Origin of the sequence: Vibrio mexicanus (assembly GCF_001012815.1) — a bacterium.
GTDB lineage: Bacteria > Pseudomonadota > Gammaproteobacteria > Enterobacterales > Vibrionaceae > Vibrio > Vibrio mexicanus.
In genome coordinates this window covers 17,959-29,230 of sequence record NZ_JYJP01000112.1, presented here as the reverse complement: position 1 = coordinate 29,230, position 11,272 = coordinate 17,959, and the positions used below count along the sequence as shown (strand labels likewise).

General features: G+C 45.4%; 11 protein-coding genes and 2 pseudogenes. 2 read left to right on the top strand and 11 right to left on the bottom strand.

The window, feature by feature from the left end:
• Nucleotides 1–395: 395 nt before the first annotated feature.
• Nucleotides 396–989: a 16S rRNA (guanine(966)-N(2))-methyltransferase RsmD gene (gene rsmD / locus UA76_RS17720; protein ID WP_047048920.1), complete on the top strand. Its 594-nt coding sequence runs from the start codon at nt 396–398 to the stop codon at nt 987–989.
• 54 nt (nt 990–1,043) lie between these two features.
• Here rsmD and UA76_RS17715 read toward each other — a convergent pair whose 3' ends face one another.
• From UA76_RS17715 to UA76_RS17700, 4 genes are all read right to left on the bottom strand, one after another.
• Nucleotides 1,044–1,682: a YhgN family NAAT transporter gene (locus UA76_RS17715; protein ID WP_047048914.1), complete on the bottom strand. Its 639-nt coding sequence runs from the start codon at nt 1,680–1,682 to the stop codon at nt 1,044–1,046.
• Nucleotides 1,683–1,833: 151 nt separating this feature from the next.
• Nucleotides 1,834–2,070 (bottom strand): YecH family metal-binding protein, encoded by a 237-nt coding sequence (locus tag UA76_RS17710; protein ID WP_047048912.1) that lies wholly within the window; start codon nt 2,068–2,070, stop codon nt 1,834–1,836.
• An 86-nt stretch (nt 2,071–2,156) separates the two neighbouring features.
• The gene (locus tag UA76_RS17705; protein ID WP_047048909.1) at nt 2,157–2,780 is read right to left on the bottom strand and encodes a lysoplasmalogenase family protein; all 624 of its coding nucleotides are present in this window, start codon (nt 2,778–2,780) and stop codon (nt 2,157–2,159) included.
• 936 nt (nt 2,781–3,716) lie between these two features.
• The gene (locus tag UA76_RS17700; protein WP_047048908.1) at nt 3,717–4,088 is read right to left on the bottom strand and encodes a hypothetical protein; all 372 of its coding nucleotides are present in this window, start codon (nt 4,086–4,088) and stop codon (nt 3,717–3,719) included.
• Between the two features lie 230 nt (nt 4,089–4,318).
• On the opposite strand from UA76_RS17700, the gene UA76_RS17695 reads away from it, so the two are divergent.
• The gene (locus tag UA76_RS17695; protein WP_047048904.1) at nt 4,319–4,648 is read left to right on the top strand and encodes a DUF2500 domain-containing protein; all 330 of its coding nucleotides are present in this window, start codon (nt 4,319–4,321) and stop codon (nt 4,646–4,648) included.
• Here UA76_RS17695 and UA76_RS17690 read toward each other — a convergent pair.
• The 7 genes and pseudogenes from UA76_RS17690 to rhtB all read right to left on the bottom strand — a co-directional run bounded on the left by UA76_RS17690 (nt 4,645) and on the right by rhtB (nt 11,183).
• Nucleotides 4,645–5,658 (bottom strand): acyltransferase, encoded by a 1,014-nt coding sequence (locus tag UA76_RS17690; RefSeq protein WP_047048901.1) that lies wholly within the window; start codon nt 5,656–5,658, stop codon nt 4,645–4,647. The two genes, UA76_RS17695 and UA76_RS17690, sit on opposite strands and share 4 nt — an antisense overlap.
• Before the next feature lie 376 nt (nt 5,659–6,034).
• Nucleotides 6,035–7,254: pseudogene (gene arsJ, locus UA76_RS17685) on the bottom strand (organoarsenical effux MFS transporter ArsJ).
• Between the two features lie 78 nt (nt 7,255–7,332).
• Nucleotides 7,333–7,821 (bottom strand): cyclin-dependent kinase inhibitor 3 family protein, encoded by a 489-nt coding sequence (locus UA76_RS17680; RefSeq protein ID WP_047048898.1) that lies wholly within the window; start codon nt 7,819–7,821, stop codon nt 7,333–7,335.
• 13 nt (nt 7,822–7,834) lie between these two features.
• Nucleotides 7,835–8,836: an ArsJ-associated glyceraldehyde-3-phosphate dehydrogenase gene (locus UA76_RS17675; protein ID WP_047048896.1), complete on the bottom strand. Its 1,002-nt coding sequence runs from the start codon at nt 8,834–8,836 to the stop codon at nt 7,835–7,837.
• 18 nt (nt 8,837–8,854) lie between these two features.
• Nucleotides 8,855–9,196 carry a metalloregulator ArsR/SmtB family transcription factor gene (locus UA76_RS17670; protein WP_047048893.1) on the bottom strand — a complete coding sequence of 114 codons (342 nt, stop codon included), beginning with the start codon at nt 9,194–9,196 and terminating at the stop codon, nt 8,855–8,857.
• Nucleotides 9,197–9,307: 111 nt separating this feature from the next.
• Nucleotides 9,308–10,533 (bottom strand): annotated as a pseudogene (locus UA76_RS17665) (EAL and HDOD domain-containing protein).
• 32 nt (nt 10,534–10,565) lie between these two features.
• Nucleotides 10,566–11,183 carry a homoserine/homoserine lactone efflux protein gene (rhtB, locus tag UA76_RS17660; RefSeq protein ID WP_047048891.1) on the bottom strand — a complete coding sequence of 206 codons (618 nt, stop codon included), beginning with the start codon at nt 11,181–11,183 and terminating at the stop codon, nt 10,566–10,568.
• Nucleotides 11,184–11,272 lie beyond the last annotated feature (89 nt).

The window sequence follows — 11,272 nt, the reverse complement described above, 5'->3', positions numbered from 1 at the left end:
GCAGTTTCTGGTTCCGGCTGCTCGACCTCAAGCTTTTCTTCTGACGCGGCTTCAAGAGCTTCTTCCTCTTGGCCTTCGACTACGGCACCTTCTTCAACCGTCTCTTGATTGGTTTTCGTTTGTTCTTCTTCGCCAAAACCAAGCCAAGAAAGTAATCCGCGCTTTTTCTTCTGAGTCATCAGGGGAGTTCCTAGATCTAATACACTACGACTCTCTTTTCTGTCTGCTCGTTTGAACAAGAGGAAAAGAGAGTGACAGAGGGAAAACAATTTCACAGACCAACCTTGGCTTACGAAAAATGCTACACTCTGTCACTTAACAATTCTGGTTCTATCCAAGCGTCATATTACTTGGCGACTGGATATAGTATCACTTTATTAGCGGTCAAAAAATCTATGGTAAGACGTCGCCAGCAAAACACATCACAAAAAAAGCCATCAGGAGGCTTTGTTCGAGTTATTAGTGGCCTATGGAGAGGTCGAAAACTCCCGGTTCACGACTTGGAAGGGTTACGTCCAACCACAGACAGAGTGAAAGAGACGCTATTCAATTGGCTCGCGCAAGACGTGCCAAACGCGAAATGTTTGGACCTGTTTGCCGGATCCGGCGGACTGAGTTTTGAAGCCGCGTCACGTCAGGCAAAGCTCGTCACTATGGTGGAGCTTAACAAAGGCGCGCATCAGCAGCTCACCACCAACATTTCCGTTCTTAAAGCCGACAACATGCAAGCGGTCAACACCGATGCGATTAGCTTCCTAAAGCAGCCAAGCCAACAATACGATGTGGTGTTTATCGATCCACCGTTTCGTAAAGGGCTATTGTCTGAAACCGTGCAGCTACTTAATGATAACGGCTGGTTAGCCGAAGATGCGATGGTCTACATTGAGGTCGAAAAAGAGCTCACCATTGAAGACATTCCAGAGAACTGGCACCTACATAGAGAGAAAACCACAGGCCAAGTTCATTATCGCTTGTACCATATTCAATAAAATATGGTTCAGTAAAGTATGGTTCCGTCATGTTTAGTTCTCTAAAAGCATGACTCATAACAGAAGAAGGCCGCATTTGCGGCCTTCTTTGTTTCTATCAGCAAGTCGGTTAACGAGATAACCTTTCACACCATCTAGGAACATCTGGGTAGAGATCATCACCAGCAGCAAGCCCATTAAACGCTCAACCGCTTTCAAGCCGCGCTCACCAAGAATGCGATGGAAGAAGTTATAGAACATCAAAATAAAGAAGGTTGCGCCCCACGCCACCAGCACCGCAGCCGACAGCTCTAGCATGTTATCAGGGTGCTGACTTGAAAGTAGCAGTAAAGCCGCAATCACAGATGGACCAGCGATCATTGGAATGGCCATTGGCACAATAAACGGTTCTTCACCTGCGGCAAGGCCAGTAATACTGCCAGCACTCGGGAAAATCATCTTAATTGCAATGATAAATAGGATGATACCGCCAGAAATGCTCAAGGTTTCTGGTTGTACATGAAGGAAACTCAGGATGCTTTGGCCTGCAAACAGGAACAGCATCAGGATAATTAAAGCAAAGAATAACTCTCGCGCTAACACTTTCCGGCGACGTTTAGGATCCAAATGCTTCAAGATAGACAGGACGATTGGCAGGTTGCCAAGAGGGTCCATGATCAAGAACAACATGGTCGCGGCGGTAAGTATTTCCATTATCGGTAAGTCTCTTAAGTCAAAATCACGCGGAGTATATACCTAAGTCGCCTTCAGTTGCGAGGCTCTATAGGAATTAATCCAAAGACATACTCCACGTTTATCAGTGTAGGTGATCCTTACCCAAAATCACCATGCACTCATCTATCGATTAGTGACTACAAACGCGTGCTTGATTCAGAGCCCACTTACCGTCGATCGCGACGATTTTCTCGCGCTCAATGAAGAATGCCAATAGAGCATCTAAATCGAAACCATTCATTTTGCAGGTACGAAAAGCAGCATTCGGGCCAAACTGCGTGGCAACCTGATCGCGAAGCTCTTGTTCAGATAACGGCTGGTCACGAAGAAGATTTAATACATTGTGAGCATGAATTTCATTAGTCATATCGAGCACCTCTATTAAATATGAGTGCCAGAATACGCGAACAAGATAAGAATTCTTTGATTTAAGATAATGAACAGTAGCACATACTAAGCGAGCGCAGAGAAGACGATCAGCAGGTGTGCTAACAGATAAAAACCGCTTATCAGCATCCTACCGTGTGGTAGTGCTCGGTAATAATCGTTCAGTGCGGTGAGAACCGCTGCAACGGTGAGTGACAAAGTGCCGATGAAGCCCAATAAAGCGAAGAGTTCATGATTGGATAACCAAACTTCGCCGGCAGCCCAGCTTAGCTGTACCAAAGTCATCCCCATTATCACAACGGGGAAAATCAGACGGTCAATCCTTGGCAACAACAAGAAAAACGCAACCACGCCAGACGCGAGCAACAAGGCAGGTAACCACCAAACAATTTCGCCCTCAAGCTGAAGCCAAAACGCTTTGCTATATAGCGCTTGCGCACACAAAAAACCAAGAAAGGCCATTCTCTGATGGTTGCCAAGGAAATAGAAAACGCCCGCTACCATAGACGCAGCCAAGCCCAGTGAAACCCAAACCGTGATTTCACCCAACGGTGACGATTGAGTTAACACCGCCATAAGAAGTAACAGTAAGCTCAGTGTTTTAAACACTAGCCCTTGTTTACTATGACTCTCTGTATTTGCTGACGCGCCAGTATATTCAGACATTGCGACAGTTACTCGGCTCCACATGCCTATCCCCTCTCAAACTTCGTCGCCAGTGTAGGCAGCTAAAAGGGATTGTCCAGACTCTGTTGGTAAAAGTTCGATCTCTATTGTCGTTAACTCGAATAGCGTCCTGATTGGAAAATTAGCTGCTCGTTTTGATCATCTCACTACAGATAGAGCATTTACCCTCCATAACTATAGAGCAATTTATCAGAAATGACCTAAATCCCTTCTTACTCCCAGAGTAAAATTTCGGAAAACACAAAAACAAATTAAATAAAAACAAAAGGTTAAATATATTCCCATCAATTTTTAAAGCATAGAAACCGCGTAAAACCATAGGCTTATAAACTTAAATTTTTTCAGACATTCACCTAACAAAGTGTGACGACACTTCCGATAGTAGGCCGAGCTCTTGTATCTTCAAGGACCTAAAATTGATATTATTCGCCAAATAAGATCCATAAAAGACTAAACTTAAGAAAGTGATAGAACCATCTATCAATCAGAACAAGTGACCATATAAAAAACAATAAAAACAATAATTTAAAATAAACATCATCACTCAAGTTCAATTTTAAAGCGATTCATTTATACAATTATCAAGGCAAGAAATCGGCTAATTTCCCCGAAAAATTGAAAACTAAACATAGACTTTCAAAGACTTGACAATATAAAACTTGATCAACCCCTAAAATTAGTGCTATTCTTTTAACCATAGAGTTAACCAAAAGAATTCAGGAGCAGTGTTATGATTACCTCTTCACAAAAACAAGGACTTGTAATGATCGCAGTAGTTGTTGGGCTAATGACACTGCCAATCCTTTACTAAGTACCAAATTAAAAAACGCCAAAGGGACGCAAATGCGTCCCTTTGGCGTTTTTGTTTAGCATTCAACCATCAATCGGCGATCTAACAAGCAAACATTGGTTAAACCAATAAATAACAAAAATGAATATTTACTGCGGCAGATGCTTAGACAAGATATCCCAATTCGCGTAATAAAAAGCGAGAGCAGCTAGCGTGATCAATGCCATCAACGTAATAGCCGTGCGCCAAATAAAGCGACCACTCCGCGGAGTCAGCTCTTTTTCACACTCGTCGCAAACGGCTAAAAACTCTGAGCGATTATCGAGGCTATAATCTTCTTCGTGGACAATCTTGTTACGGATAGTCGCAACGTAGCGTAACTTCCCAATCACATCATGGGGCAAGCGCTCTTCACAGCTAGTAATGAGCTGATGAAGCCCTTTTCCTTCAGCGTGATACTGCACCCTAAGTAGCTTTTCTAAACGTCGAGTTCGCACCACTACCTTCTCAATTTCTGACATGGCTTCCCTCCAATAGGATTAAGTTTAGGGGCTTTTGAATATTCTTCTATAATCCCCTCTATTTTTCGACCACTTTTCATGCGATCTGTGCGAACAAATCAACTATCGACTTGTGATTTAACTCGCAACTTTGTTGCTAACTGCCCTAAAAGTAACGAATATATATCTTGGAACATAACCAAAATTGGGTAAATCGTTACAATAAGCGGCCTTTTTATTAGGAGTTTGTCATGCCGATCTCGTTATATATTGCTATCGCTTTTCTTATAGCTATCGCTTTTTGGGTATTTGTCCGCTTCTACCGTAAGCACATTCAAGGAGAGAATGCGCCGGAACAATCAGTACAAGTCACAGTGTTGGATAAACAAGCGATCGAAGCTGAAAATCCCGCACCAGGACAAGATGACCAAGAGTACTGGATTTACGTTCAACGCGGTTCACTTGGACCAAAACGTGAGTTCCAAGTTGGTGTTCACTACTACCACGCACTGAACCCGGGTGATAAAGGAACATTAACCTACCAAGGTGATAAATTCCTGCACTTTGCTATCAAACGCTAAGGCAGCAACCAAGCTGTCTTTGATGAGCGACTAATCAGCCCGCTCACCAACAACGCTCCAGCACCACTTATCAAGATCCAAACAGGGATTACCCAAGCCGGGTGTCCCTGATACCAACCAAACTCTTTCATTGGCCACAAGAAAATCGGATGCAGAATATAGATCCCGAGACTGTGGCGACTAATCAAGCTCACTACCTTATTAGCCCAACTAGATAAGCCTTCCCCGAAGTAGCGACACAGCATAAACACCATACTTGCCGCCAACACAACGTTGAGTGTCTTGTATGAGAACCAACGCGCCACTGTGTACTCACCAGCCTCAACACTCAAATTCACTACCATCACACACGTTGTGACAAGTGCAAGTACACCGAGTCCGGCCGCAAGACTTGTGCTAACTCGGTTTAATGGCACTTTGGTAAACAGTAGGTAGCCCAATGGTAAGTATCCCATGTACAGCCATAATTGATTGCTCCACGGACCTTCAATCTTGAGTAAGTAAAGCAAAGTCGTGACCAACCAAATCCCAGTTAAAGCATAAAGGAAATCATCACCATAATGACGCTTCGCGAGCTGTAAGAATGGTATGACAAAGTAGAGAGGAATGAAGTAGTAGAAAAAGCCCAAATGATAATAGGTAGAGTGCGTTAAGCTTTCTGATAAGGTGTCAGAGACGACTTGAGCGTCGAACCCGCTGAGAGTCCAACCGGACAAGTAAGCATAGAACAGAGACCAAATGATGAAAGGGACAAGCACCTTACCCAAGCGGCGCTTTACATAGTATTTGAAGTCAAACGGTCGCGTATCACTCAACATCAGCGCTCCCGTGATCAAAATGAACACAGGAACCGCCCAACGGGACACGCCATTAATGCTGACAGCAGTGACCCACTGGTCAAAAGGAATCACACCAAGCTCATCCCGATAAGGCGCCAAGACGTGTATGGCGATCACTGCGACCGCTGCGACACAACGCATTAAATCAAAGCATAGAACTCGTTCTCTCATTCCCTTCCCTTAGCCATCTAGTTGATCCTATACCCAAGTAACCTCAAGATGCGTGGTTCAGCGAGAATTGCCTAGTTTGCAAACGCGGCAACGATTCGAAGATCTAGTGGTTCTAAGTTGAGAATCGTTAACAAAGTGTGCGAGCTAGGCAAGCTCGCCCTTCGGGAGCGTGTCACGGGCTCAACTTCTGCGTTAAATGACTTGGAAAGAACGCATTATTCCGCTGCGCCATTTGCCTTGAATTTGAACCCGTGACAGCGCTCAGAATCATGCATCTTGAAGTCACTTGGGTATATGTCATTGACTATAGCAATAAAAAAGCTGACCAAGCTATGCTTTGGTCAGCTTAATGTTGATGCTAAGTCAGAAAATGGGCCTAGTTAACGGCGACTGGGCGCACTTTAGGAAGCTTTATAGAGATCAGTGCAGTTAGCACAAGGAAAGCAAATGAGACCCACAGACACGCTGCTAAACCAGCAACTTGGAACACCCAGCCTGACAGAACGGTACCAATCAAGCGTCCCATCGCATTCGCCATGTAGTAGAAACCGACATCCAATGAAACGCCGTCGCCTTTGGCATAGCTAACAATCAAGTACGAGTGCAGCGATGAGTTAACCGCAAAGATGGCACCAAACAGCAACAGGCCAAACACAATCACAAACTGTGGATTCCATTCATACTGAACGCCCAGAGCAATCAAGCCCGTCACGACAGCCAGTAAGATCGCCCAAAACAGCGCCGCGTCACCATTAGGTAACTTACCATCAGACTTACCCGTAATTCGCGGAGCAATAGCCTGCACGAACCCGTAGGCAATCACCCACAGAGCCAAGAAGCCACCCACCCACAGATGATCCCAACCAAATACGCTACCTAGATAGATAGGCAGAGCAACCACAAACCACACATCGCGAGCGCCGAATAAAAACATACGCGCGGCAGAAAGAATGTTAATCGACTCAGACTTAGAGAAGATTTGGCTAAATTTAGGCTTCGACTTCGCTTTGCCCAAATCACTCTCTAGGAAAATCAAACTGCAAATCAGAACAGCGCACAGAACCGCCGCCATGATTATGACCGCCACTTGGAAGCCAAACGCCATCAGCAGTGCTCCACCAAGGAAGAAACCGCCCCTTTCAACGCGTTCTTCGAACCAGTTAGGATCGCAACCCACTTATACAATGAACTTTGCTGATTATCAGGCACTAACGTCTTAATCGAGCTTTTCGCACTCATCTTGTTCAAGTCTTTGGCAATACCCGATAAAGCCTGCGCCGCCATCACCCATGGAATAGTGAGCCAACTACTCGGAACCGCGAGCATCGCCAGCGCGAAGATTTGCATGCCTAAGCCAATGTTCATGGTTTTGTTCAAACCCAACCTTGCACCTAGCCAGCCACCGATGAGGTTAGTCACCACGCCAAAGAACTCATAGAAAAGGAAAAGCGAGGCAATCGCCAGCGAGCTGTAACCTAAATCATGGAAGTACAACACCACCAGCATGCGCAAGGCACCGTCAGTCAGGGTGAAGTTCCAATAGTTGAAGGTAACGAGAATGTATTGACGAATACTTTTATCGAGTTGAGCAATCATAATCAACGACCGAATAGAGGGAAAAGAGCTTTTGGATCATCACAACCCAGAAGCTCAGAAAGGTAGACTTAACGTTACTTATTTAGCAACTGACTGGATGTAGTCCACTTGCACTGGCTTAGTAAATGCACCAGGGCGAAGTGCTTGAACCTCTTGAACGATCTTTTCAAGTGGCCAGTTCTTTTCCAATAGCAGATGAGCAGCAAACAGACCGGTACGACCCGAACCACCCATACAGTGCATTGCAACTTTACCGCCGTTATCAACGACAGAATGCAGCGCAGGACTTGCCGCTTGCCATTTAGCCGCAAACTCTTCACCCGGTGCGCAGTCGTCTTCAATTTCGATCTGGAACCACTGCATGCCCAGTGCTTGCGCTTTCTCGCCAAGCGCCGCAACGTCTTTGCTTGCTAACTCGGCATCATCAAGCGCTGTAACAATCGCTTCAACGCCTTGCTCTTTAAGCTGCGCTAACGAAGCATCAAGATCAGCCTCTTTAGTACCCGGGCACGGAGTCAGGATTAATGCACCATTATCTAAATCAAGTTGCCATGTTGGATGTGTCATCGCTAATTTCCTCTTATGCCAAACCGACTTTACGAACAAGCTCTGCAGTACGTGTTGCGTAGCCCATTTCGTTATCGTACCAAGCGTAGATTTTCACCATGCGGCCGCCAACTACCATAGTTGATAGTGCATCAACAATCGTTGAACGTTGGTCACCTTTGTAATCGATAGAAACCAGCGGGCGCGCTTCAAAGCCTAGAATGCCTTTCAGTTCACCTTCAGAAGCTTCTTTCAAAAGAGCGTTCACTTCTTCTGCAGTGGTATCACGGCTTACATCAAAGATAATGTCCGTCAAAGACGCGTTAGCCAGAGGAACGCGAACCGCGTGACCGTTAATCTTGCCTTCAAGTTCAGGGAAGATTTCAACAATCGCTTTTGCACTGCCCGTTGTGGTTGGGATTAGGCTCATACCACAAGCGCGTGCACGACGTAGGTCTTTGTGTGGCGCATCCAAGATAGTTTGCGTGTTCGTTAGGTCGTGAATTGTCGTAAATGACGACTGCTCAATGCCTAGCTTCTCGTGAATCACTTTCACAACAGGCGCAATACAGTTAGTAGTACAAGATGCCGCTGTGACGATTTTGTGTACTGCTGGGTCAAAGATATTGTCGTTCACACCGACTACGATGTTCGCAACACCGTCTTCTTTTACTGGTGCAGAAACCACAACACGCTTAACGCCTTGCTCTAGGTATTTGTTCAAGAAAGACGTCTTACGGTGAACACCCGTTGCTTCAATAACCACGTCGCAGCCAGACCAATCAATCGCATCAATATCACGCTCTTGGATTGTTTTGATGCGCTGGCCAGCGATGATCATCTCATCACCTTCCGCAGTGACTTCATGGTTCCAACGACCTTGTACAGAATCAAACTCTAGAAGGTGTGCCAACGTTGCGGTATCGCCTGCTACGTCATTAATCACAACGAATTCTAGCTCTGGCCAATCGAAAGCAGCGCGAAGTGCCAAGCGGCCGATACGGCCAAAACCATTAATACCTACTTTGATAGTCATAATTTCATCTCTTTTTTATTACACGCAACATACAGGGCGATTCGACATCGCTTGAATGCGCTCAATATCTTGCAAATATTCAGTACGTAAGCAGTTAGATGCGACCAAGTCTTCAATCAACTTATTCATCCAACCCGGTAAATCATCGGACAGACGGTAGAAAACCCACTGCCCTTGTCTAACATCGACTAACATCCCGCTCGATCGTAATTGAGCCAGATGACGAGAAATTTTTGGCTGACTTTCTTGAAGTGCATGAGTCAGCTCCCCCACACTCAAGCACTCTTCACGCATGATCAGCAGTAAGCAGCGAACTCGCGTTTCGTCAGACAGTAGTTTAAAAAACTGATGTGGTAACATTTGATATACTCATATATGGATATGCGCATATATTAGCTTAAAAAAAGGAGACGTCAACAACGTCTCCTAGCTTGTCATAAAAACTTCACACTTGAATGTTCTTGCGATGACCTAGACCAATTGATGCACGTTCTGGCTCCAACTCTGCGCTTCATTTAGCTTGCCAAGCACATCATTAACCGACAAGTTCAGTTGTTCGCAATTAGCGATCAATCCATCCCAATCGGCTTTCTCGTAGCACTCTTCGACACTCAATAGCTTACCTAACGGCCCCTGACGCTCGAGCAGTGCGACTTTTACCGCTTTATGTAGCGGCAACTGATTAACCAGTTGCTCTAAAGACAAATCAAGCAAGGCATCTAGTAAAGAGAATAAACCAATCAGAAACGCTTGCTCCTGATACTGGGAAAAGTGCTGAGTGCGCGACATCAAGGAACAAAATTGAGCGCGTTGCAGCGATAAGTGATACAACTCTTTGGGTTTTTTCGCTGAGATAAAGGAAGCCACTGCGAGTGATACAAACAACTTAAGCCGATCTTGGCCAAGATAGACAAGCGCCTGTTTAAACGAAGAAATCGTCACCTCAAGGCGATTGGATAAGGTATTCACAAACCGCAGTAACTTGTAGGAAAGCGCAACATCTTTCGCTACGATTTGCTCGATCTTTTCAAAATCGACCTCTGGGCGACACACTTCTTTAAACAGCTCCATCGCCAGCACCTGCTCTGGACTGACGTACTTAGTCTGCACCATTTCTGGTTTGCTAAAGAAGTAGCCTTGGAAGAAGTTAAACCCTGCCGATCGCGCCGTTGTGAACTCTTCTTCTGTTTCTACACGTTCGGCAAGAAACAGTCGTTTACTGCCCTTTTTACGTCTTTGCTTAACGAACTCACACGCGGGTTCAAGCCCCATCGCCATTATGTCGAGCTTTATGATATGCACCAGAGGAAGAAAACGTTCCCACTCCGGCGAATAAACGAAGTCATCGAGCGCAATCAGGTAGCCATGCTGCTGCAAATCTTTGAGTGCATCAAACAGCTCATCATTGGGGGACAGCTCTCTAGCACTTCCACAACGATCTGCTCTTTTGGCAAGCATTTAGGTAAACCACGCACCAAACTTTGGTAAGGGAAATTGATGAAGCAGCGAGAACTAGAGATAGCGGGATTAGTTCCAATCGAAAGGAAGTTCTCGACAATCAGCCGGTAGGTCGCTCGGTTAGACTCAATGTGCGCTGGAAACGCATTTTTCTCGCCATCACGAAACAACAACTCATACCCTAGGGTTTGGCGCTTGGCATTAAAGATCGGTTGCCTGGCGACATAAGTGTGATGCATCTAGAACTAATCCACTGTTATAAAAGGTTTTATTACGATTTTGCTGTCGCTAATAATGCCCCACATCCAACGAACATTGAACCAAAGATTCGATTTATTTTACCCATCACACGTTCAGAGCGAATAAAACGTCCCATTTGTGACGCGAGCGAGGTGTAACCCAGCATGACAATGCTGTCGATCACCACAGTCGTTGCGCCTAAAATAGCCAGTTGCACCACTTGGTCTTTCGTTGGATCAATAAACTGTGGGAACAGCGCGACTAAGAACACAATCGATTTAGGGTTTGTTAGGTTAATCAACACCGCACTGCGCATTAGTTGCCAGCTGGTGCGATTGCACTCACCTTGTGTCGCTTGCAAATTGCTGTTATCACACCACTTTTGAATACCTAGCCAGACCAAATAAGCCACGCCCGCCCATTTGATCACGCTAAATGCCATCGCCGATTTTGCTACTAGTGCGCCAATGCCCGCGCCCACCAAAATAATGTGGAAAGCCAAGCCAATTTGCAGACCAGCAATCGCTGCCAGTGATTTTCGAGTACCGTAACTCAAGCCATTGCTAATAGAGTTCACTGTGCCTGAACCTGGCGCTAAACTAAATACTATGGCGGTAACGACATAAGCTAACCAAACATGCAGTTCCATAACATTTCTCCTCGACTAAAAGGCGCAAGCCACACATAATTTGACTTCTCGGGTCTGTAAACGTAAGCCCGCAACACTATTCCTAGGAA